Annotated in this window: 22 protein-coding genes and 1 pseudogene; 7 read left to right on the plus strand and 16 right to left on the minus strand. The window is 65.3% G+C overall.

What is annotated here, in order from left to right:
- The 3 genes and pseudogenes from IVB47_RS12490 to IVB47_RS12500 form a co-directional block, all read right to left on the minus strand.
- Positions 1–1,667 (minus strand): annotated as a pseudogene (locus tag IVB47_RS12490) (CHASE3 domain-containing protein); the annotation flags it as partial.
- Entirely contained in the window at positions 1,664–2,086 is a 423-nt protein-coding gene (locus tag IVB47_RS12495; protein WP_027569815.1) for a response regulator, read from the minus strand. The pseudogene IVB47_RS12490 and the gene IVB47_RS12495, both read right to left, overlap by 4 nt.
- Positions 2,087–2,326: 240 nt before the next feature.
- Positions 2,327–2,959: a BA14K family protein gene (locus IVB47_RS12500; protein ID WP_027569816.1), complete on the minus strand. Its 633-nt coding sequence runs from the start codon at positions 2,957–2,959 to the stop codon at positions 2,327–2,329.
- 248 nt (positions 2,960–3,207) lie between these two features.
- On the opposite strand from IVB47_RS12500, the gene IVB47_RS12505 reads away from it, so the two are divergent.
- Positions 3,208–3,615, plus strand: coding sequence for an NADH:ubiquinone oxidoreductase subunit NDUFA12 (locus IVB47_RS12505; protein ID WP_027569817.1), 408 nt, complete (start codon positions 3,208–3,210; stop codon positions 3,613–3,615).
- Positions 3,616–4,028: 413 nt separating this feature from the next.
- Here the strand turns inward: IVB47_RS12505 and IVB47_RS12510 are convergent, their stop codons facing one another.
- Entirely contained in the window at positions 4,029–4,715 is a 687-nt protein-coding gene (locus IVB47_RS12510; RefSeq protein ID WP_247461899.1) for a DJ-1/PfpI family protein, read from the minus strand.
- 91 nt (positions 4,716–4,806) lie between these two features.
- Between IVB47_RS12510 and IVB47_RS12515 the strand changes: the two genes are divergently transcribed.
- Entirely contained in the window at positions 4,807–5,748 is a 942-nt protein-coding gene (locus tag IVB47_RS12515) for a GlxA family transcriptional regulator (RefSeq protein ID WP_247461902.1), read from the plus strand.
- A 183-nt stretch (positions 5,749–5,931) separates the two neighbouring features.
- A complete protein-coding gene (locus IVB47_RS12520; protein ID WP_247461903.1) occupies positions 5,932–6,108 on the plus strand; it encodes a hypothetical protein in 177 nt (58 codons plus the stop codon).
- A gap of 41 nt (positions 6,109–6,149) precedes the next feature.
- On the opposite strand, the gene IVB47_RS12525 is transcribed toward IVB47_RS12520, so the two are convergent.
- The gene (locus tag IVB47_RS12525) at positions 6,150–7,166 is read right to left on the minus strand and encodes a Na+-dependent transporter (RefSeq protein ID WP_247461905.1); all 1,017 of its coding nucleotides are present in this window, start codon (positions 7,164–7,166) and stop codon (positions 6,150–6,152) included.
- A 13-nt stretch (positions 7,167–7,179) separates the two neighbouring features.
- Positions 7,180–8,127 (minus strand): alpha/beta hydrolase, encoded by a 948-nt coding sequence (locus tag IVB47_RS12530; RefSeq protein ID WP_247461907.1) that lies wholly within the window; start codon positions 8,125–8,127, stop codon positions 7,180–7,182.
- 207 nt (positions 8,128–8,334) lie between these two features.
- Between IVB47_RS12530 and IVB47_RS12535 the strand changes: the two genes are divergently transcribed.
- Positions 8,335–9,369, plus strand: coding sequence for a DUF2155 domain-containing protein (locus tag IVB47_RS12535; protein ID WP_247286243.1), 1,035 nt, complete (start codon positions 8,335–8,337; stop codon positions 9,367–9,369).
- Between the two features lie 33 nt (positions 9,370–9,402).
- On the opposite strand, the gene aat is transcribed toward IVB47_RS12535, so the two are convergent.
- From aat to IVB47_RS12585, 10 genes are all read right to left on the minus strand, one after another.
- The gene (aat, locus tag IVB47_RS12540) at positions 9,403–10,083 is read right to left on the minus strand and encodes a leucyl/phenylalanyl-tRNA--protein transferase (RefSeq protein ID WP_247461909.1); all 681 of its coding nucleotides are present in this window, start codon (positions 10,081–10,083) and stop codon (positions 9,403–9,405) included.
- A 50-nt stretch (positions 10,084–10,133) separates the two neighbouring features.
- Positions 10,134–11,249 carry a histidine kinase dimerization/phosphoacceptor domain -containing protein gene (locus IVB47_RS12545; protein WP_247461911.1) on the minus strand — a complete coding sequence of 372 codons (1,116 nt, stop codon included), beginning with the start codon at positions 11,247–11,249 and terminating at the stop codon, positions 10,134–10,136.
- Positions 11,246–11,686, minus strand: coding sequence for a response regulator (locus tag IVB47_RS12550; protein WP_027569825.1), 441 nt, complete (start codon positions 11,684–11,686; stop codon positions 11,246–11,248). The genes IVB47_RS12545 and IVB47_RS12550 overlap by 4 nt, the downstream gene beginning before the upstream one ends.
- Entirely contained in the window at positions 11,683–13,200 is a 1,518-nt protein-coding gene (locus IVB47_RS12555) for an ATP-binding protein (protein ID WP_247461913.1), read from the minus strand. Before IVB47_RS12555 ends, IVB47_RS12550 begins: the two co-directional genes overlap by 4 nt.
- Positions 13,201–13,305: 105 nt before the next feature.
- Positions 13,306–14,664, minus strand: coding sequence for an acetyl-CoA carboxylase biotin carboxylase subunit (gene accC, locus IVB47_RS12560; RefSeq protein ID WP_247461914.1), 1,359 nt, complete (start codon positions 14,662–14,664; stop codon positions 13,306–13,308).
- A gap of 60 nt (positions 14,665–14,724) precedes the next feature.
- Positions 14,725–15,213, minus strand: coding sequence for an acetyl-CoA carboxylase biotin carboxyl carrier protein (gene accB / locus IVB47_RS12565; protein WP_247461916.1), 489 nt, complete (start codon positions 15,211–15,213; stop codon positions 14,725–14,727).
- Between the two features lie 37 nt (positions 15,214–15,250).
- On the minus strand, positions 15,251–15,718 hold the full coding sequence (aroQ, locus tag IVB47_RS12570) for a type II 3-dehydroquinate dehydratase (protein WP_027569828.1): 468 nt from the start codon (positions 15,716–15,718) through the stop codon (positions 15,251–15,253).
- A gap of 264 nt (positions 15,719–15,982) precedes the next feature.
- Positions 15,983–16,822, minus strand: coding sequence for a DUF1236 domain-containing protein (locus IVB47_RS12575; RefSeq protein ID WP_247461918.1), 840 nt, complete (start codon positions 16,820–16,822; stop codon positions 15,983–15,985).
- A 210-nt stretch (positions 16,823–17,032) separates the two neighbouring features.
- A complete protein-coding gene (locus tag IVB47_RS12580) occupies positions 17,033–17,800 on the minus strand; it encodes a DsbA family protein (protein WP_027517690.1) in 768 nt (255 codons plus the stop codon).
- Positions 17,801–17,911: 111 nt separating this feature from the next.
- On the minus strand, positions 17,912–19,315 hold the full coding sequence (locus IVB47_RS12585) for a M48 family metalloprotease (RefSeq protein ID WP_247461920.1): 1,404 nt from the start codon (positions 19,313–19,315) through the stop codon (positions 17,912–17,914).
- Positions 19,316–19,533: 218 nt separating this feature from the next.
- Here IVB47_RS12585 and IVB47_RS12590 point away from each other — a divergent pair, with 218 nt between their 5' ends.
- From IVB47_RS12590 to IVB47_RS12600, 3 genes are all read left to right on the plus strand, one after another.
- Positions 19,534–20,721, plus strand: a complete 1,188-nt coding sequence (locus IVB47_RS12590) for an aminotransferase class I/II-fold pyridoxal phosphate-dependent enzyme (RefSeq protein WP_247461922.1) — start codon at positions 19,534–19,536, stop codon at positions 20,719–20,721.
- A gap of 87 nt (positions 20,722–20,808) precedes the next feature.
- Positions 20,809–21,363, plus strand: coding sequence for a biotin transporter BioY (locus tag IVB47_RS12595; RefSeq protein WP_247408826.1), 555 nt, complete (start codon positions 20,809–20,811; stop codon positions 21,361–21,363).
- Positions 21,364–21,447: 84 nt separating this feature from the next.
- Positions 21,448–22,782, plus strand: a complete 1,335-nt coding sequence (locus tag IVB47_RS12600) for a dicarboxylate/amino acid:cation symporter (RefSeq protein WP_247461924.1) — start codon at positions 21,448–21,450, stop codon at positions 22,780–22,782.
- Positions 22,783–22,853: the final 71 nt, after the last annotated feature.

Genomic DNA, 22,853 nt, shown 5'->3' on the forward strand with positions numbered 1-22,853 from the left:
TGCTGCTGCACCTCCGCCGGCATGCCGGTGCCGGTGTCGCTGACGGCGAGCATCACGTAAGGACCGGGCCGTACGTCGGGATTGTTTTGCGCATAGGCCTGGTCGAGCACGACGCGGTGGGCCTCGAGCAGCAGCTTGCCGCCGTTCGGCATGGCGTCACGCGCGTTGATCGCCATGTTGAGCAGGGCATTGGTGAGGCGGGACGGATCGATGTGCGCGGTCATCTGCCCCTGTTCGAGCACGGTCTCGATCTCGATCTGCTCGCCGAGGGTGGGGCGCAGGAGTTTCGCGATGTCGGCGACCGCGGCGTTGATCTCGACGTTGCGCGGCTGCAGCGGCTGCCTGCGTGCGAAGGCGAGCAGATGCTGGATCAGCTCGGCGCAGCGTTCGGCGGCCTCGTCGATCAGGCGCGCCACGCGCTGGAGGTCGGGCTGCTGCTTCAGGCTTGCCACCAGCGTCTCGGTATTGCCGGAGATCACGGTCAGCATGTTGTTGAAGTCGTGCGCGACGCCGCCGGTGAGCTTGCCGATCGCATCCAGCTTCTGCGACTGGTACAATTGCCGCTCGGTCTCGCGCGACATGGTCGCGTCGTGATAGACCAGCACCGCGCCGGAGACGTTGCCTTGCCCGTCCAGCATCGGCCGGCCGCTGATCATGAGATGACGGGGAGCATTGCCGCTGTGCGGGCGGACGATCATCTCCATATTCTCGAACGGCTCGCCGCGCAGCACGCGTGCCGACGGCAGCTCGTCCGGCTTGAGCGGGGTGACGCCGTCGCCGTGAAGCACGTTGGACAGCGCCCGCAGATTGCGCAGGTTCATGCCGGTCCGGTGCAGCAGCATGCGCTCGGCGGCGGGATTGGACAGAAGGACGTTGCCCTCGGCGTCGATGACCAGCACCGCTTCCGCCATGCTGTGGAACGTGCTCTGGAGCACGTTGACCGACAGGCGGAGCTCGTCATGCGCGGTGACCAGATGCTCGGTGCGCTCGGCCACTGCGGTCTCGAGCTGCTGGTTGGCGGCCGTAGTCTCCAATAGCGTGCTCTTGAGTGCGCCCTCGGTGCGCCGGCTCTCGCGCATCATCATCACGACCAGCAGCAGGATCACCAGCGCGCCGGCGACGTCGATGCCGAGCAGCACGATGCCGGTGCGGCGCGAATCCTGGGAGCGCGCCGCGAGCAATCGTTCTTCTTCTGCGCTCAGATGATCGAAATTGCCCATCACCGTGTCCATGAGGCCACGGCCCTCGCCCTTGCCCTGGAGCGCGGCAATGCCGGCCTGGTCGTTTCCGGCGCGCAGGCGCATCACTTCGGCGGCGATCTCGATCCGGCGCAGCGCCAGCGGCTCGGTGCCCTCGAGCAGCGCGACATGTTCCGGAGTGTCGCGCACGCTGCGCTTGAGGTCGGCGAGTGCCGGTGCGATCCGGGCGTGCACCGCCTGGAATTCCTCGCTGAAGCTCGGGTTGCGATAGATCTCGTAGCCGCGTGCGGCGCTCTCGGCACTGCGCATCAGCACGCGCAGGTCGGAGATCTTCTTCAGCACCTGGACGGTGTGATTGACCCAGGCCGCGTCGGACCGCGACTTGACGTCGAGGCCGATCGAGGCTGCGGTGATGATCAGGAGGATGGCAAGTCCAGCACCGAGAATGACGCGCTGCGTTGGGATCAAGGGGCTTCTTTCTTGTCCTTCGGCTGCGAGCCATCGCCCGGCGCGGCGATGCATTCCCGGATCGTGGTCAGTAGCGCGTCCGGCGTGAACGGCTTGCGCAGGCAGCGGGTCGCGCCAAGCTCCAGCGCCATCCGGAGGAAGTCGGGAGAGGGCGAGGCGGATGAGGCGAAGGCGTAGCCGGACATTGCGATCAGCGGAACCGCCGGCGCGCGCTCGTGAAAGATGCGAATGGACTCGAAGCCGCGCATATGCGGCATGAAGATGTCGACCAGCATTACGTCGAAACTCTGGGTTTCGAGCGCAGCCAAACCCGTTTCTCCGCCGTCAGTCAACGTGACGTCGAAGCCCTGACGTTGGAGGAGGACCTCGATGGTCGCACCGACCATCGGATCGTCATCGACCACGAGAATACGCGGCATGACACTTCCCAGTCATCGAAGTCCCCATAGCCAAGTTGATACAGGTGAATCGCGCGTCGGGTCAATTTGGGATTGGATAAGGGTAGGTATGCACGGTGCGGTGAATAAAGGTCCGCGCATCGGTTGTATGCGACAGTGGCCGATGGCGAACATGAGGCGAGCGAAACAGGTGAGGCGCCCGAATGCGAAAAAGGCGCCGCATCGCTGCGACGCCTTCTTCTTCACGTGTTGCAGGTCGTGTTACGGGCAGGGATGACGCTGGCCGTCATAGCCGAGATAAGTGCCGGACGCCGGATCGTAGGACTTGTAGCGCTGCGCGCAGTAGCCCGCGGAGTCGCCGCCGCTATCTGGGACCACGGCTACTGACGGCTCATCATAATAGCTGTCGTCGCCATAGTAGTACGGGTCGTTGTAATAGCCGCCGCCGTAATAGGCGTACGAGCCGAGGCCGCCGATCGCAGCGCCTGCCGCGACACCGGGCCAGAAGCCGCCGCCGCGATGGCGCCAGCCGCCGCCGTGCCAATGACCGCCGCCGCCATTCCAGTGCTGACCCCCGGCTGCTGCGAAGCTGCGCCCGCCGCCGCCGTTGAAGGCAGCTCCGCCGCTGGGACGCATGGCTGTACCTGCTGCGAAATTGCCACCGCCGCCACCGATCCTCGCGCCGCCGAAGTTGCCGCCGCCCATGCGGGCGCCGCCACCGCCAAAGTGAGCGCCACCGCCGCCGCCGCCGCCGAAGTGGGCACCGCCACCTCCGCCGAAATGGCCACCGCCGCCACCGCCATGTCCGCCGCGACCTTGCGCGAAGCTTGGCGTCGCCAACGGGAGAACCAGCGCCACGGCCGCAGCCGCGCTCAAGACTTTCAGACTTCTCATGATCAAAACTCCTTTTCCCGGAAGCAAACCCGATGAAAGGGCTGTAGTTCCTGGGATCACGGCGGTTTGCGTGCGAGGACAAGTTTTCATGGCGAGGCTGTATCCGGCATGAACGGATCGCGTCCGATTTGCGGCAGAGTCCGTGTGCCCGGCGACCGCATCTGCAGCAGGGCACCGCCGCCCCCGCCGAACTGGACATTTCGCCGTCCGGATGGCATCAGGACCCGACGAAGCAGGGCCCTTGCCGCATGAAACAATTCTTCCTCAAGTTCTTCACCTGGTGGAATGGCCAGACGTTTGGCACCCAACTCTGGACCAGGCGCTATGGCGAGCTGGTCGGCCAGGACGAGCAGGGCAACCTCTATTATCGCACCCGCGGCGGGGCGATCGATCCTGCCCTCGGCTTCGAGCGGCGCTGGGTGGTCTATAACGGCTACGCCGAGGCCAGCCGTATCCCGCCGTCCTGGCACGGCTGGATGCATCACACCGTCGACGTGCCGCCGACGCAGGACAACTACCAGCCGCGCGAGTGGGAAAAGCCGCACCAGCCCAATCTCACCGGCACGGCCAACGCCTACCGTCCCTCGGGCTCGACGCTCGCCAGCGGCAAGCGGCCCAAGGCGACCGGCGACTATCAGCCCTGGACGCCCAGCTAGGCTTCCGATTCCCGTCTCAACCCTTGTCGTTGGAGTGGATGCACCCGCATCCGCCTCGCTCTGCTGTGGACAGCGGGAACAGCGGGGATGAGTCCTGCGCGGGCATTGCAGCCACGCGGGCGATGCGGCTCAATGGTCGCATCTTACGGAGATGGGAGACCATCGCGTTCGGTTCGGGCAACAGTTCGCGACTGTCCCGAAATGCAGCGGCCGCCGACCAGGACTCGATCGGGAAATAGGCCCCCGGTCTGGAAGCTCCGAAATCGCCCGATGAAATGTGCAGCCGCCGTAAGACAGGAAAGGCCGCTCGGGAAACCGGGCGGCCTTTTTCTTTCATGGAGGCACAACTGGATGTCGCGTCCGTGCGCAGCACCGCTACGCGCTGCAGCGCGCCCGGGACACGAGAGCGGAGACTAGGTCATCCTTTCAGCCGCGCCCGTCACCGCCTCTAGCCGCCGCGCCTGACCCTGCGCGCCACGCTCTTTCAGCAACGCCAGCACCTCGGCAGGCGCGGTATCCGGCGAGCCTGCATTGAACGGCGGGGCCGGATTATATTCGAGCTGAAGCTGGATCGCTTCCGCGGTGGTGCGATCGACCATGATCGACACCAGGGTCAGCGCGAAATCGATTCCCGCGGTGACGCCGCCGCCGGTGACGCGGTTGCGATCGACACAGACGCGCGTCTTGGTCGGCGTCGCGCCGAACTGAGCGAGCATCTCCATCGCGCTCCAGTGCGTGGCGGCGCGGTAGCCCTTCAGGAGGCCGGCGGCGCCGAGCGCCAGCGATCCCGTGCAGACCGAGGTGACGTATTTGGCGCCCTCGGCCTGCCGGCGCAGGAAACCGAGCACCTCCTCGTCATTGAGCAGATCGTTGGTGCCGCCGCCGCCGGGCACGCAGATCACGTCGAGCTGCGGGCAGTCGGCGAACGTCGTGGTCGGCGTCAGCGTCAGCACGGAATCGCTCGGCACCGGCTCGATCCGTTTCCAAATCAAATGCAGTTTTGCGCCGGGCACGGAGGAGAACACCTGCAAGGGACCCGTAAAATCGAGCTGGGTGACGCGCGGAAACACCAGGAGACCGATCTGGAGCGGGGACGACATGAGAGCCTCCAATTATGAGCTTGACGGAAGCAGCCTCTCATGATGCCCTTCTGTCCAAAATGGCGTATTTCCCTCGCTTTCGGACATGACCATGATCGGCATCCTGATCTTCCCGGATTTCCAGTTGCTCGATGCGGCCGGCCCGATCTCGGTGTTCGAGATCGCGGCGCGCTGCACGGGCAAGACGACACCCGGGATCCGCGTGCTGGCGGTGAACGCGGGGCCCGTGCGCAGCTCGTCCGGCGTGGAGATGATGGCGCGCGACTTCAAGTCGGCGAATACGATCACGACGCTGGTCGTGGCGGGAGGCGCGGGCGTGACGGATGCCGCGCGCTGCGAGGTCACGCGCGCCTTCGTGCAGCGGCTGGCGCGGCGCGGCGTGCGGGTCGCCAGCGTCTGCTCGGGCGCCTATGTGCTGGCCGAGGCGGGCCTGCTCGACGGCCGCCGCGCCACCACGCATTGGGGACGCACGCGGGATTTCGTCGCGCGCTATCCCAAGGTGAAGTTCGAGCCGGACCAGATTTTCACCCGCGACCGCAATGTGTGGACGTCGGCGGGCATCACGGCGGGCATCGACCTTGCGCTCGCGATGGTGACCGAGGACCACGGCGAGCAGATCGCGCAGGACATCGCGCGGCAGCTCGTGCTCTATCATCGCCGCAGTGGCGGCCAGTCGCAGTTCTCGTCACTTCTGGAATTGAAGACGCCGAACGGGCGCTTCGGCGCGCTGCTGTCCTGGGCGCGCGAGAACCTCGACGCCCGCTTGACGGTCGAAGATCTCGCCGACCGCGCTGGCATGAGTGCGCGGCATTTTGCCCGCGCCTTTGCCGCCGAGACCGGCACGACGCCCTCGAAAGCCATCGAGCGCTTGCGCATCGAGGTCGCGCGCGAGCGCGTGCAGTCCTCGCGCGAGGCGATCGAGCTCGTCGCGGAGACAACCGGCTTCGGCGACCCCGAGCGCATGCGGCGCGCTTTCATCCGCGCCTTCGGCCAGCCGCCGCAGGCGCTGCGGCGCGCGGCAAGGGCCGGGTAGGGAGAATTCACCGATTTGGAGAGGCCGCTTGAGCGGGTGAGCACACTTGGATATTTGAGCAGACTTGCATATTGCGCGGCATTTCGCCTTTTGGACCCGGAACCGACCTCCTCAAGCGAATGCAGCCGTTGCGGACGATCTGTACAACACGTACCGTCGCCGAAACCGATGCAAGGAACCCCAATGACCGATCGAGAAAAGATTCTGATTGCCCTTCGCGAAAAACCTCTGAAGACTTTCGACATCATGAAGCGCGTGAACATCAAGAACCAGGACGACTGCCAATCGCTCCTGTTGAAGATGCGTGACGACGGTGCCATGAAGTTCGATATTCACAAGGGACATTGGCGCGCTGCGTGACGACATTCGCTTGGTCACCAGCGGTTGACTTGCGGATTGGTTCAGCCCGATGCGGCCTTGCCGCCGGTCGCCGCGGCGCTCGAGGCCTGTGCGCGCGCCGTCAAGCGCCGCGCGATCGGCATCAGCATGTAGGGCGCCAGGTGAATGGGAAACTGCGTCATCGCGAAATAGAGCCAGGTGGTGGGCGGCAGCGCGCCGGCGGTCGCGGCGAGCATCAGGCCCAGATTGCGCTGTGACACCATCAGCCCGAGCGCCAGCGCGCGCTCATAGCCGATACGGCGGAACAGCAGCGTGGTCACGGCGAGCAGCGTGAAATAGATCGCGAAGGCGAGAGCTGCAAAGCCGATGGTGGAGACCGGCCGGGCGACGAGATCGCTTGCGACATCGCCCATGATCGCGGTCGCGAAGACCAGCAGGATGACGATGTTGAAGCCGTCGATCGGCTGCCTGTGGCGCTGGATCGCGGCCGCGCCGAAGACCTGCCGGATCACGGTCGCAGCCAGCAGCGATGCTGCGAGGATGCCAAGCAGCTTCAGCCCCAGCGCAGGCGGCGAGATGCTGAGCATGTCGCCGAGGAACAGGCTCGCGAACAGCGACGCCGTGAACGGCACCAGCGCGGTCGCGCTCACCAGCGTGACCAGCACCAGCGTGGCATCGAGACCCATCAGCGCGGCCAGCGCCGGCGCGGCCATCATCGGCGAGGCCATGCTCTGCAGCATCAAGGCCAGGGCAAGGTCGGGGGCGCGCGCCGTGAGCCCGGTGACATGGACGATCAGCCCGACGATCACGGGCACGCCGATCATGGTCCAGACGGTGGCGGTCCCGACCAGCGCTGGCCGCCGCAGATGGCCGGTGAGCGCGGCGAGATCGACCCGCATGAAGGAGATGCAGAGCAGAACGAAAATCGCCTCGGTGACGAAGGGGCGCAGCAACATCCCGAGCGGCGGCACCGCGAGCGCGATGAACACGACGGCGGCCACCGCGCGGGTGCCTTGGCCGCCAAGCCATGTCAGCCAGCGCAGGGGGAGGACGAATATGCTTTGAAGAACGGGCGGCATCGGGAACGGCGTTTCAGCCCAATCCTTTCAGCCACGCGCCGATCTCGCTCACGGCGACATTGGCCTCTCGCAGCAATTTCCCCATCGTGAAAAAGCCGTGGAATTGGCCGGGATAATGCTTGTAGGCCACGGGCACGCCGGCCTGCCTCAGGCGCTCGGCATATTCGTCGCCTTCGTCGCGCAGGGGATCGGCACCGGCGGTGAGCACATAGGCCGGCGGCAGCCCGGCCAGGTTTGTCGCCCGTGCCGGCGAGGCGCGCCAGTCGTGGATATCGGCGGCGCCGTTGAGATAATGGTCGCGAAACCAGCGGATCACCGAATGCGTCAGCAGCACGCTGGTCTCGGGCTCGCGGTGAGAGCCATGCGTCATGGCGAAATCGGTCGCGGGGTAGATCAGCAACTGGGCCGCGATCGCGGGACCGTTGCCGTCGCGCGCGGCGAGCGCGACGACGGCGGCGAGATTGCCGCCAGCGCTGTCGCCGCCGATCGAAAGCCGGGAGGCGTCGATGCCGAGCTCGCGCGCGTTGGCGGCGACCCATTTGGTCGCGGCGATCGCGTCATCAATGGCGGCGGGAAATTTGTGCTCGGGCGCTAGGCGGTAATCCACCGAGATCACGATCAGCGCGCCGGCGTCGGCGAGCTGGCGGCAGACGACGTCATGGGAATCGAGATCGCCAATCACCCAGCCGCCGCCGTGGAAGAACACCAGCGCTGGCGACAAACCATCATCCCGGCGCGGCTCCTTCGGAACATAGAGACGCGCGGGAATGGCGCCGTGCGGTGCCGGGATCGATAGCGGCGTGACGCGCGCGAGGTCCGGTGGCTCGGGATTGGTCGCAAAGCGTGCCTGCGCGTAATAGGCCCGCGCTTCCGGCGCGGTCAGGGTCTCGTAGGCGGGCCGGCCGGCCTCCTGGAAGGCCTTGTAGACGGCGGCGGCATCGGGATCGAGCACGACGGGCATGGGGGAGCGACCTTGCGGGTTTCTGATTGTTCGTTGGACGTCGTTTTCGGGGGCGATGCCCGCCTGACCCCTGAGAGGAGTGCTCGACTATCCCATCCGGGGGCCGATCTGGCCAGACCGGGCCGGGAAGGGCAGGGATGCCGCCCTTCCCCCGCCGTATTCGCCGTGTTAACCGGATGGCCTGCGAGCGGCGGTATCCCCTGTAGAATGTCCAGCAAGCCCGATTCGCTGTTGAAGCCGCGCGAGATGTTTCGAACATTTACTCTGACAGGTCTTGCGGCGCTTCTGGCCGCCACCGCACTGACGGCTGCGACGCCGGCGCAGGCGCAGATCGGTACGATCTTCTCCGATCCGCCGCCGCTGCGGCCGCCCGGCAACATTCCGCGTGGCCAGCCCCAGCCGCAGCAGCAGATGCCCGACGACGACGAAGAGGTGCCGGAGCTGCCGCCGCAGGGCCGTGTGCTGCCGTCGCGTCCGATGGCGCCACCGCCGGGTCGGCAGGGCAATGTGATGCCGGGGCCGGTCGAGACCCAGCCTCTGGCGCCGCCGCCAGGGTCTAGCGCAGCTCCGCCAAACCAGCCGCCGTCCGTCGCGGTCGCTCCACCCAATCCGCAAGGCGCGCCGGGTCAGCGCCAGCCGCAGCAGAAGGGCGCGCCCGGAGGCGCAGTCCCGCAGACGCCGGCGAGCCTTCAGCCGGGCGACGAGGTCGTTACCGAGCCGCCGGCCCAGAAGATCGTGAACAAGAAGGCGACCTTCTCCGGTCTCGACAAGATCACCGGGCGCATCATCAATTTCGACGAGGAGATCGGCGAGACCGTGCAGTTCGGTGCGCTGCGCGTCAAAACCGACGCCTGCTACACGCGGCCGGCGACCGAGGCCGCCAACACCGACGCCTTCGTCGAGGTCGACGAGATCACCTTGCAAGGTGAGGTGAAGCGCATCTTCTCGGGCTGGATGTACGCGGCAAGTCCAGGCCTGCACGGCGTCGAGCACCCGATCTACGATATCTGGCTCACCGACTGCAAAGAGCCGCAGCAGACGATTGCGACCGCGGCACCGGATCCCGGCACCAAGCCGCCACCGCCGCCGCCCGCGCAGAAGAAAGCCGCGCCCAAGCAGGTGCAGCAGCGTCCGCCGCAGCCGCTGCCGCCGATCCAGCAGCAGCAGCCGGCACCGCCGCCACCACCTCCGCCGCCCGAGCAGCGCCCGGGTCTGTTCGGTATCCCCGGGTTCGGCCGCTAGGCCAAATCCCCGGGGGTTGGCTAATATCCCTTATTATTGCCGCGCGGCGATGATCTCGAGCGCGCGTGCGCCCGGGATTGCTTCGCCGGCGGAGAGCCTCAGGAAATCCCCGGGCTCGCCCGCGAGCGCCTTGTCGAGCAGCGTGGTGTAGCGCCGCCGCGAAATCTCGGCCGCGCCAAAACTCTTCAGGTGCTCGGTGACGTACTGGGTGTCGAGCAGCTCGAAGCCGCCATGGATGAGCCGCGCGACCAGATGCACCAGCGCGACCTTGGAGGCATCGCGCGCGGTGTGGAACATGCTCTCGCCGAAAAAGGCCCGGCCCAGGCTGACGCCATAAAGCCCGCCGACGAGGTCCTCGCCCTGCCAGGCCTCGACGCTGTGGCAATGGCCGAGCTCGTACAGCCCGCCATAGAGGTCGCGGATGCGCTTGTTGATCCAGGTGTCCTCGCGCCCGGCCTGCGGCGCGGCGCAGCCGGCGATCGTGGCCTTGAAGGCGGTATTGACGGTGACGCGGAATGAATCCGAACGCACGGTGCGCGCGAGCCGCGAGGCTACGCGAAATCCGTCGAGCGGGATGACCCCGCGCAACTCCGGCTCGACCCAGAACAGGGTCGGATCATCGGCGCTTTCGGCCATCGGAAAGATGCCGCAGGCATAGGCGCGCAGCAGCACGGCCGGCGTGATTTCAGACGGGGCAGAGTCGCGCGAAGTCATGGCTCGCCATAATAGCAGGATCGCAATGCGGTTGCGATGGGCGGTGCAGATCAGTTCGCTGCGGCAGCAGCCGGCTTTCCGGCGGCAGCCGGGACACGGCGGAACATCAACATGACGCGGGTTCCGGAATGGGTGGGATCGCGCTCGACCGAAGCGTCGAGCTTCGTGGCCATGGCTGCGACGATACGCTGGCCCATGCCGGTCGAGCGCGGATCGGCCTTGACGTTATCGCCGACACCATCGTCGCTGATCGACAGCAGGAGATCGTCGCCCTGCGAGGTCAGCTCGACATGGATCGGGCCGGCGCCGTCAGGGTAGGCGTATTTCACCGCGTTCATCACCAGCTCGTTGACGATGATGCCGACGGCGACCGCACGGTCCGGATCGATCTCGATCGGTTCGGCCTTCAGCGTCAGGCGCGACATCCGGTTGCCCTCAGCCGAGCGGCGCAAATCCTCGAGCAGCGAGTCCAGATACTGGTTCAGGACCACGCTCTTCAGGTCCTGCGAGGTGTAGAGGCGGCGGTGCACCTGCGCGACCGCGGCGACGCGGCCCATCGCATTGGTCAACGCAGCCTTGACCTCGTCCTGCGCAGCGGAGCTTGCCTGCAGATGCAGCAGGGAGGCGATGATCTGGAGCGAGTTGCCCACGCGGTGGTTGACCTCGCGCAGCAGCATTTCGCGTTCGGCGGCAAGGGCCGCGTAGCGGTCGCGCGAGGCATGGATCTCGGCTTCGGCTTCCTCGCGCGCCTTCTGCATTTCGGCCTGGCGCAGCGCGCCCTCGGCCGCGACGTGAAGCAGGGGGATGAAATCGCCCTTGACGTCCTTGACGAGATAATCGGCCGCCCCCGCCTTCAGCGCCGTCACCGCAATGCTGGAATCCTGCGACGCCGTGACGAAGACCACCGGCGGCGCGCCCGGAATCGCCATGATCTGCTCAAGCGTCTCCAGCCCGTCGAGGCCGGGCATGTACTGGTCGAGCGCCACGACGTCGATGCCGCGGTCAATGCTGTCCTGCGCGCCCGCGCGGCGGATGAGCTCGAGGCCTTCCTCGCCGCTTGCGGCGTGAACGACCTTGTAGCCGCGCCGTGTCAGACCGCGATCGACCAGACGCGCAAGCGCCCCGTCGTCGTCGATGTAGAGCAGTGTGGGCATGCGCTGGTTCATGGGGCCGCGGGCGGGACCTGGATGACCGAGAAGAACAAGCCGAGCTGCCGGATGGCATTGGCGAAATTCTCGTAGTTCACGGGCTTGGTGATGTAGACATTGCAGCCGAGCTCGTAGCAGCGCTTGATTTCCTGGGAATCGTCGGTGGTGGTCAGCACCACGACGGGCGAGGCCTTCAGATATTTGTTCTCCTTGATCTGCTTGAGAATGTCGATCCCGGTCATGTCGGGAAGGTTGAGATCGAGCAGGATCAGGAGCGCATTACCCTTCTGCACGAGCCCGCTGCCGTCGGGCCCGAACAGGTATTTCATCGCGTCCGTGCCGTTGGCAAAGGAGATGATCTCGTTGTTGACGCCGGATCTTCGGATGTTCCGCTCGATCAGCCGCGCGTGCCCTTCGTCGTCCTCGATCATGATGATGCTGACGGGTTGAGTCATTGATCCGCGTTCCGGTTGCTGGTGTTCCAGGTGATGGGCAGCGTGATGGTGAAGGTACTGCCCGTATTCAGTTCCGATGATACCGACATGGTGCCGCCGAGGCGACGCACAAGTGCACGCACATGCGCAAGACCGATGCCCTGACCGGGCTTGTCCTGGGTTCCGGCGCGGCGAAACAGGTCGAAGATCCGCTGGTGGTCCTTGGGGTCGATGCCGCGGCCGTTATCGCTGATCTCGAAGATTGCGTAGCCGAGCTTGGTGCGCCCGCGGATTCTAATCTCGCCGGGGACGGCGGGCTTGAGATATTTGATGGCGTTGTCGATCAGATTGGAGAAGATCTGCTCCAGCGCCAGGCGGTCGCTGACGAGATTGGGCAGCGGGGCGACTTGGATCTCCGCCTGCGCCTCGGCGGCCTGATGCGCCAGCGTCGATACGATCGCTTCGATCAGCTCGGCGGTGTCGATCTTTTCCGGCTGGAACTCGCGCCGGCCCTCGCGGGTGAGATTGAGGATCGCCGAGATCAGGCGGTCCATTTTGGCGATCGACGACTTGATGAAGCCCAGCGCTTCGGAAAAATCCGCTGAGAGCTGCTTGTCGGGACCTTCGAGCGCGATCTCGCCGTCCGGCAGCGGCGGCCCGTCGGCCGGGACGTGGGTAAGGCCGCCGATACGGCGGAAAATGTCGCCGCCGAGCTCTTCGAGTTCGCTGGTGAAGCCCATGATGTTGACGAGTGGCGAGCGCAGATCGTGGCTGACGATATAGGCAAAGCGCTGGATCTCGTTATTGGCTTCGCGCAGATCGGCCGTGCGTTCGTCGACCACGGCCTCCAGATTGACGTTGGCGTCGCGCAGGCGCGCCTCGGCATCGTCACGGGCACCGGCCGAGCGCCGCACCAGCCAGATCGATATCAGCGCCAGCAGCACGACGAGGCCGGAGCCGATGCCGGTCATCGACGCGGCGAGGGTCTGACTGCGATCCGAATTGACCGTTCGGAGCCGGAACAGCCGCTCCTCCTCCTGAATCATCCCTGTCGCGACATTGGCGATCACGGCTGTTGCGTCAGTGGAGGCGATCTCGCGGACCAGCGCTGCGGCCTTCTCCGGCTCACCCCGCCGGATGAAATCCATCTCCTGCGCGAACTGCCCGAGCCGGGTCTCGATCGCCGCGCTCAGCTTCTCGATGCTTTGACGTTGCGCCGGGTTGTCGCCGATCAGGCGCGTGAGCTTGTCGAGAGCGGGGATGACGGCCGCCACGGCCTTGTCATGCTCGACCTTGAAATCCGCCCCTTGTGTCAGAAGGTAGCCGCGGGCGGCGCTCTCGGCCCGCCGGATTTCCAGCAGGAGGGCGTTGATCTGGTTCTCCGCCTCGATGGTGTGAACCACCCATTTGCTGTCGTCTCTCGCCTTGTTGACGAGGTAGACGGAGCCGGCGCTGATCACGGTCAGCACCAGGAGACCCGCCGCGAACAGCAGGATCTGCCAAAATCTACGCCGCCGCTGCGCCTCAGCGGTCACGACGGTCTCGCTCGATCAGGATTGCCGGACTTCAAAACGCCCCCTCGGAACTGTCCCCATCGGCCAAACGCGATTGGGGCCAAAGGGTTCCATGCGGAGGGACGACTACTTCGGGGCGGGTTCCGCCTTGCCGGCGAGATATTGTTCCAGCCAATGGATGTGGTAGTCGCCGTTGATGATGTCGTCTTCCCGCACGAGAGCGCGGAACAGCGGTAGGGTGGTCTCGATACCCTCGACCACCATCTCGTCCAGCGCCCGGCGCAGCCGCATCAGGCACTCGCCGCGGGTCTTGCCGTGCACGATCAGCTTGCCGACGAGCGAGTCGTAATAAGGCGGGATCGTGTAGCCCTGATAGACCGCCGAATCGATCCGCACGCCGAGCCCGCCGGGCGGGTGATATTGCGTGATGCGGCCGGGCGAAGGACGAAAGGTCTGCGGATTCTCGGCGTTGATGCGGCACTCGATCGCGTGGCCGATTACCTGGACCTCTTCCTGTCGCGCCGGCAGGTCGCCGCCGGCGGCGATGCGGATCTGCTCCAGCACGAGGTCGATGTCGGTGATGCTCTCGGTGACGGGATGCTCGACCTGGATGCGCGTGTTCATCTCGATGAAGTAGAACTCGCCGTCCTCGAACAGGAATTCGATAGTGCCGACGCCGAGATATTTCATCTCGCGCATCGCTTTGGCGCAGGTCTCGCCGATCTTGGCGCGTGCAGCCGCGGTCAGCACGGGCGAGGGGCCTTCCTCCCAGACCTTCTGATGGCGTCGCTGCAGCGAGCAGTCGCGTTCGCCGAGATGGATCGCGCCGCCACGGCCGTCGCCGAGGACCTGGATCTCGATGTGGCGCGGCTTCTGCAGATATTTTTCGAGGTAGACGGAGGCATCGCCGAAGGCGGATTTGGCCTCGTTGGCGGCCGTCGACAGCGCGACCTGAAGGTCGGCCTCGCTCTCGGCCACTTTCATGCCGCGGCCGCCGCCGCCCGCCGCGGCCTTGACCAGCACGGGGAAGCCGATCTTCCTGGCGATCGCCATCGCGTCGTCGTTGGGGCCGACCCCTCCGTCGGAGCCGGGCACCACGGGAATGCCGAGCTTCTTGGCAGTCCTCTTGGCCTCGATCTTGTCGCCCATCAGGCGGATGTGCTCGGCCTTCGGGCCGATGAAATGCAGATTATGCTCGGCGAGGATTTCGGCGAAGCGCGCGTTCTCGGACAGGAAGCCGTAGCCGGGATGCACGGCATCGGCACCGGTGATCTCGCAGGCCGCGAGCAGCGCGGGGACGTTGAGATAGCTGTCCTTGGACGCCGGCGGCCCGATGCACACGCTCTCGTCCGACAGGCGCACATGCATGGCATCGGCGTCGGCGGTGGAATGCACGGCGACGGTCGCGATCCCGAGCTCCTTGCAGGCCCTGAGGATGCGAAGGGCGATCTCGCCGCGATTGGCTATGAGGATCTTGTCGAACATGGTGTCCTTATTGGACTGACGCGCGGAAAGCGGCGAGGGCGATGAGACCGCCCTCGAACGTCACTCAATGATCACGAGTGGCTCGCCGTACTCGACCGGCTGGCCGTCCTCGATCACGATCTGCGTCACCGTGCCGGCGCGCGGCGAGGGAATCTGGTTCATGGTCTTCATGGCTTCGATGATCAGCAGCGTCTGGCCGACCGAGACCTTGCTGCCGACCTCGATGAACGGCTTGGCGCCGGGCTCCGGCGCCCAATAGGCGGTGCCGACCATCGGCGAGGTTACGGCGCCGGGATGCTTCGTCAGGTCGGCAGCGGCCGGCGCGGCGGCAGCTGCAGCCACCGGGAGCGCGGCGGGGGCAGCCGCCATCTGCATCGGCATGGTCGCGGCGACGCTGATGTTGCGGGCGACGCGCAGGCGCAGGCCGGCACGCTCGATCTCGATTTCAGTGAGGCTGGTCTCATCGAGCAGCAAGGCGAGCTCGCGGACGAGGGCGGAATCCTCGCTGGAAAACTTTGCGGCTGCTTTGTCGTCTGGCTGGCGCGCCATGTTGTTTGATCCGAATGTTCTGTGTGAAGGGGGAGCGTCAGGCTTTGGGCTTGATGCCGAGCTTGGCGGCAAGGCCCTGGATGGCGAGGCGGTAGCCCTCGATGCCGAAACCGCAGAGCGAGGCGAAGGCCGCGCGCGCGGTGTAGGAGTGATGTCGGAAATTCTCGCGGGCGTGGATGTTGGTGACGTGCACCTCGACCGTCGGGATCTGCACCGCCAGCAGCGCGTCGTGCAGCGCGATCGATGTGTGCGAATAGCCGCCGGCATTGATGATGATGCCCTTCATCTTGCGGGCATGTGCCTCGTGGATGAAGTCGATCAGCTCGCCCTCGCGGTTGGACTGCCGGCAGTCCGCCTTGAGGCCGAACGTCGTTGCCGTCTCCCGGCACAGCGCCTCGACGTCGGCCAGCGACGCATGCCCGTACTTCTCGGGCTCGCGTGTCCCCAACATGTTGAGGTTCGGCCCGTTCAGGACAAGGATCGTGTCGGTTGCTGGTTCGGCCATTCCAATCCCGCAAGAGGTGCTTCGGCGTGGCGGGGGTTATAGGTAACAAAGCGCGTGAGGGGAAGCCTTGAAGGACCTCCGAACTGGCTTCAGATGCCTCATCCGGGGTGCAAAAACCTGTGCGCAAGCTACGGAAATTGCTTGTTAACCAGTCCGAAGCATGGCTGCCGCAGCGCCAGAGGGGCTGGGTCTCCCGAGAGACCGAAAGCCCCCGCCGATCTCTCGGCGGGGGCTCGTGCTGGACGGGTCGGTCAGCGGACCGGCTTACCCCTCGATGACGTACACGATCTCGCGCGTCTGCGGACGAACGATCACGTACTGGCCGTGCACGAAGATCACCTCGTAGCCGCGCCACTCCGGATAGATCTCGACGATCCGCGGCGGGAGCGGGTGGAAGTGAACGCTGGCAGGGATCGTCGTGCCGACCGAGATGTTGAAGTTGACGTTGGTCGTTTCCTCGATCTTGGTCGACTTGATCGCGGATGTGATCTCGGTCCGCTTCTCGGGCGGCGGTGCGGAAGCGGTCGCGGAGGCCGTGCCGGTCGTGGTCTGAGACTTGGTATCGGCAGCCTTGTTGTCCGCACCCTTGGTCTGACTGTCTGCGCCCTTGGTCTGGGCGTTCATATTGCCGCTCTTGGTGTCAGTCTCCGTGCTCTTGGACTTGTCCGTCTGGGACTTGTCCATCGTGCTCTTCGACTTGTCCTGCGCTGCCTTGTCCTGCGCTGACTTGTCATGCATGGACTTGTCCTGCGCGGACTTATCCTGCGCGCCTTGGGCGTGCTCACCCTTCGCCGCGCCGGCCTTCTCGTCGGCCGCGTTCTTGTTCATCGCGCCGGACTTGTCCATCCCACCCGACGGCTTCTCCTCGGCTGCACCGCCGGGCTTCATGGCGCCGCCAGTCTGGCCGACGGTGCCCTTCTCCTGAGCGGATTCGCGGCCCATCGAGCCGCCGCGCTCGGCGGCGCCGGAAGGCTGCGAATGCTGCGTCGGCTGCGCGCCTGCACTGCCACCGCTGTCGCGGTTCATGGTGCCCTGTGCGTTCGCCAGACCGGTGCCGGCGACGAGCGCAAGCGCGGCGACCGAGATCATAAAGCGGTTAGACATGGAATTCTCCTCACGTGTTTCTTTGCGTCATTGCCCGCGCCGACAACGAAAGGAGGTACCGGGAGTTCCGGAACATTGGCGGTTCCGCGGCATTTGTTTGTTGAACGCCAGATGAACGCGCGCGCCAGATTTCGGCGCAATGAAAAGGCCGGCTTTTCAGCCGGCCTCGTTGCATGCATGAGTTGTAGACTTGATCGGCAGGTCGCCTTGTCAGCAGGTCGCTTTGCCGCAGCGGGCCACAGCGATCTTTTCCTTCAGGCTATCGACACCGACGGCGCCGACAACGATCTGCTTGCCGATCACGTAGCTGGGCGTGCCGTTCATGCCCATTGCTTCGGCGAGCTTGAAGTTCTCCTCGATGGTGCTGCGCACCTCGGCGCTGCCGATGTCCTTCTCGATCTTCGCGACGTCGAGGCCGGCTTCCTTGGCCGCCTGAAGCGCGCGCGCCTTGTCGGCGGCGCCACGGCCGCCGAGCAGCTTCTGATGGAAATCGAGATATTTCTTGCCGGAGGGATCCTGCATGCGGACCGCGACGGCGACCTGGGCTGCTTCCACCGAACCCTGGCTCAGCACCGGAAACTCCTTCAGCACCACCTTCAGCTTCGGATCAGCCTTCATGAGGGTGAGCATGTCGTCCATCGCGCGCTTGCAGTAGCCGCAATTGTAGTCGAAGAACTCGACGAAGGTGACGTCGCCGTCCTTGTTGCCGAGCACGACCTGGCGCGGCGAGTTGAAGATCGCATCGGAATTCTGCGCGACGCTGGCCTCGTGTTTCTGCGTCTCGGCCGCGGCCTGGCGCTTGGTGAGCTCGGCCATCGCTTCCTCGAGCACCTCGGGATGGGTGACGAGATAGTTCTTGATGATCACCTCGATGTCCGTGCGCTGGGCATCGGAGAAGCTGTCGGCCGACGCGGGCGCGGCTGCGCCGAACATGGCGAGCGCAAACAGCGCGGGAGCAAGCAGGCGCAGCGAAGGCATAGGCAAATCCTCTTATCCAAAGCAGGTTTCGGAAAACGTCCCGGCGGACTTAAGCTCGGTGTCGTGACGTCGTTTCGTAAGGCGTCGTCTTGTCAGGTCGTCTTGGTCTTGTCAGTTGCGTGGCGGTTTCGACGCCACGATGTCGTCGGCCTTGACCCATCCGGGCGTGCCGACGGCGAAACGGGTTTTCGCGCGCGTTGCAAGCTCGCGGGCGGTCTTGTTGTCGCCGCGCAGATAAGCGGCCTGCGCCGACGCCAGATCGGCCTCGGCATAGTCGCCCTTCCGGCCATAGGCCATCGCGAGCTGCATGTAGCCGAGAATGGCCTCCGGTTCCCGTGCGACCGCGGCCCGGAGAATCCGAACGGCGTCATCGGTGTAGGCCTTATTATCGGACCCAACCAGAGCCTGCCCAAGTAACATCTCGATGAGGGGCGCGTTGTTCGAAAGTGCGACAGCCTTGCGCAGGGCAGGGATCGCTTCGGCCGGCTTGCCGCCCTCCAGCAGGGCCTGGCCGCGCACCTCGTAAAAATACGCATTGTTGGGCTGGACCTGGATCAGCGCGTCGATCTGGGTGAGCGCGCTGCGCAAATCCCCGTGCAGATAGGTGCTGATGGCGCGGGCGTAGCGCGCCGGCATGCTGTCATTGGTCAGGGGATAGCGGCGATACACCGTCTCCGGCCGCTCCATGAAGGCGGAGATCTTGGCGCGCACCATGTCGTGGCGGAGCTGGAGCGCTGGATCGTCCTTCTTGTCCCAATAAGGGCTGGAGCTGGCGAACTCTTGCAAGGAAGCGACGCGCTCGGCCGGCATCGGGTGCGACTGGAGATAGGGATCGGCGCCTCGTGCGGCGAACAGGCTCTCGCTGGTGAAGCGCTTGAACGTCTCGTACATGCCCTTCGGCGACTGCTGGGTCGCAGTCAGGAATTTCACGCCCGCGCGGTCGGCGTTCTCCTCCTGCTGGCGCTGGTAAGACAGCAGCGTCCGGCGGATCATCTCCTGGGGACCGGCGAGGGCGGCGGCTCCTGCATTGGCAAGGCCATTGTTGCCGGCGCTGCCACTGCCGCGGGTGCTGCCTACGGCCATCGCGCCCGCGCCGAGCAGCATGGCGATGATCATCTGGGTCTGGGCATTGGCGAGCTGCTCGCGCAGCTTGGACAGATGGCCACCGGCCAGATGCCCGGTCTCGTGCGCGAGCACGCCGATGATCTGGTTCGGCGTCTCCGACTGGAGGATCGCACCGTAATTGACGAAGATGCGGCGGCCATCGGCGACGAACGCGTTGAACGAGCCCTCGTTGACGATCACCATCTGGATGTTCTGCTTTTCCAGACCGGCGGCGCGCAGGATCGGGCGCGTGTATTCGCGCAGCAGCTGCTCGGTCTCGGTGTCGCGCAGGACCGGCGGCCCCTTGGCCTGCGCATGCGCGGCCGAGAACGGCGTCAGCGCGATCGCAGCCGCCGCGATGAGGGAGGTGAGGGCGGTGGCCTTCTTGCGCAATGCGATCTGGAACAACATCAAGCGGTCTGGGTCAAACGGTCTTGTCAGCAGGCTTGTCAGGCATTCCTGGTCAAGCAGTTCAGTGATTGGTTTTGGCGATTGGCGGCGGACCGGATACGCGATATGCCCCTTTGAGCCGTACCCCTTATGAGCCGTACAATGCGGCCAGTCTGGGGCGCAAGCACCCCGTTTCCCGGGTCGGACGGATCGGCCCGCCAGCGAAATAGCAGAAATCGATGCACGATGCGACATTGAGGAACCGGTTGGGGCAGTGGCTCGCGCCCTCCCGCCGCAGCGATGTTCCCCCGTTCATGGTGATGGACGTGATGGCCGCGGCGGCCCGGATCGAGGCGGCCGGAGGCCATGTGATCCACATGGAGGTTGGCCAGCCCGCCGCCGGCGCGCCGAAGACTGCGATTGCGGCCGCCCATGCGGCGCTCGAGGCGGGGCGGATTGATTATACTTCCGCACTCGGCATCCCCTCCTTGCGCGCGCGCATCGCGCGGCATTATCGCGATGCCTATGGCTGTGACGTCAGCCCCGAGCGGATCGTGGTGACCACCGGCTCCTCCGGCGGGTTCATTCTGGCATTCCTCGCGATGTTCGAGCCGGGCGACCGCGTCGCCGTAACGGTGCCGGGTTATCCGCCGTACCGTCATATCCTCACCGCGCTCGGTTGTGAGCCGGTGCTGATCGAGACCACGAACGAGACGCGCCATGCGTTGACCGGCGAGGCGCTGCTGGCTGCCCATCGCAAGGCGCCGCTGAAGGGCGTGCTGGTCGGCAGCCCCGCCAATCCGACCGGGACCATGATGTCCCGCGAGGCGCTCGCCGGTCTGATCGCGGCGGCGGAAGACGCGGGCATCCGGTTCATCTCGGACGAGATCTATCACGGGCTCGATTACGCGTTTCCCGCGGTGACGGCTGCGGCGCTGTCGGACCACGCGCTCGTGATCAACTCGTTCTCGAAGTATTTTTGCATGACGGGCTGGCGCGTCGGCTGGATGGTCGTGCCCGAGATTCTGGTGCGGCCGATCGAGCGGCTGCAGCAGAACCTGTCGATCTCGGTGCCATCGCTGTCGCAGATCGCAGCCGAAGCGGCCTTCGACGGCGCGGCCGAGATGGAGGAGATCAAGCACGGCTATCAGGAAAACCGGCGCATCCTGATCGAGGGATTGCCCAAGGCCGGCCTGACCAGGTTTCTGCCGGCCGACGGTGCATTCTATCTCTATGCGGACGTCTCGGATTTCACCTCCGACAGTTTCGAGTTCGCCAAGCAGATGCTCGAACAGGCCCATGTCGCGGTCACGCCGGGGCTCGACTTCGATCCCATCCATGGTCGTTCATTCATAAGGCTCTCTTACGCGCGTTCGGCTGCGGAGATGCGGGAAGCAGTTGACCGGATCGCCCACTGGCTTAAATAGCCGCCAGTTTTCGACAGCCTTCTGGAGTGCAACTTGTCTGACCGTTCCGTCCCGTCTACCGCCACGCATTCTCCTCTCGCCGCATTGATGTGGCCGATCCGGCCGGGTGAAACCGTCGGCGCCTTGCGCGCCGTCGTGCTGATTGCGCTCGGCACCGCCTTGATGGCGCTGTCAGCCAAGGTGAACCTGCCACTGCCTTACGTGCCCATGACATTGCAGACGCTGGTCGTGTTGATGATCGGCGCCGCCTATGGCTGGCGGCTTGGCAGCGCAACCATGATCGCCTACCTCGCCGAGGGCGCAATGGGCCTGCCGGTGTTCGCCGGTCCCGTTGGTGGAATCGCACCGTTGGTCGGCCCGACCGCAGGCTATCTGTTCGGCTTCATTGGCGCCGCGTTCGTCACCGGCTGGCTCGCCGAGCGCGGCTGGGATCGCAGCGTAATGCTGCTGTTTGCGGCCATGGCCGTCGGCCACATCCTCATTCTGGCCGCGGGCTTTGGCTGGCTGGCCTTCGGTCTCGGCCTCGGCGCCGCAAAGGCGTGGCAGGTCGGCCTGATGCCGTTCGTTGCGGCCTCGCTGGTCAAGAACGCGCTGGGCGCAACGTTGATGCCGGCGATACGCCGGGTGATCGACCGCGGGTAAAGCGCGCAATATCGAGCAGTTCCGATTGACAGGGCCGGCCAAGTTGATCTTGGCTGGCCTGGCGTTTTGAGGGGGAGTGAAACAATGACGACGACAACGATGGTGGGGGCGCCGGTCGCGCCGCCCGCCGCCAAGCCGTGGTACAAGGTACTTTATATCCAGGTGCTGATCGCGATCGTGCTTGGCGCCATCGTCGGCTGGCTCTGGCCGTCAGTCGCTACCAATGAGTGGATCAAGGCACTCGGCGACGGCTTCATCAAGCTGATCAAGATGGTGATCGCGCCGATCATCTTCTGCACCGTTGTCTCGGGCATTGCCCATATCCAGGACGCCAAGAAGGTCGGCCGCATCGGCGTCAAGGCGCTGGTCTATTTCGAGATCGTCTCGACCTTCGCACTGGTGATCGGACTTATCATCGGAAATCTGGTGAAGCCGGGTGCGGGCTTCGGCGGCGCCGCCGCCAATGCGCAGGCCGTCGCCAACTACGCCAAGCAGGCCGAAGGCCAGAAGTCGGTCGACTTTGTGCTGCACATCATTCCGGACACCGTTGTCGGCGCCTTCGCGCAAGGCGAGATCCTGCAGGTGCTGCTGTTCTCGGTGCTGTTCGGCTTCGCCATCATGGGGCTCGGCGAACGCGGCCACACCATCCGCAGCTTCATCGACGACGCTGCGCATGCGGTGTTCGGCGTCATCTCCATCGTGATGCGCGCAGCCCCGATCGGCGCCTTCGGCGCGATGGCCTACACCATCGGCAAGTTCGGCACTGGGGCGATCCTCAACCTCGTCGGCCTGATCGCGACGTTCTACGTGACCGCGGCGCTGTTCGTATTCGTCGTGCTCGGAACCATCGCGCGCTTCGCCGGCTTCTCCATCTTCAAGTTCCTTGCCTACATCAAGGACGAGCTGCTGATCGTGCTCGGCACCTCGTCCTCGGAAAGCGCGTTGCCGTCCTTGATGGAAAAGCTCGAGCGCCTCGGCTGCTCCAAGTCGGTGGTCGGCCTCGTGGTGCCCACGGGCTATTCGTTCAATCTTGACGGCACCAACATCTACATGACGCTGGCGACCCTGTTCATCGCGCAGGCGCTGGGCTTCGATCTCACCTTCGGCCAGCAGCTCACCATCCTGGTGGTGGCGATGCTGACCTCGAAGGGTGCCTCCGGCATCACGGGCGCGGGCTTCATCACGCTGGCGGCGACGCTCGCCGTGGTCGATCCGCGCCTCGTGCCGGGCATGGCGATCGTGCTCGGCATCGACAAGTTCATGAGCGATTGCCGCGCGCTGACCAATCTGTGCGGCAACGGCGTTGCCTGCGTGGTCGTCGCCTGGTGGGAGGGCGAACTCGATCGCGACAAGCTCAACGCCAATCTCGCCAGGCATATCGATCCGACTGACATGGAAACGGCGGTCACGACGGACTGATCTGCATTTGGCGGTGCCGAGCGCCGTCAGATCTTGAAGTAATAGGGCTGGTCGAGATCCTCGATCAGCCC

The organism is Bradyrhizobium sp. 62, assembly GCF_023073035.1.
GTDB lineage: Bacteria > Pseudomonadota > Alphaproteobacteria > Rhizobiales > Xanthobacteraceae > Bradyrhizobium.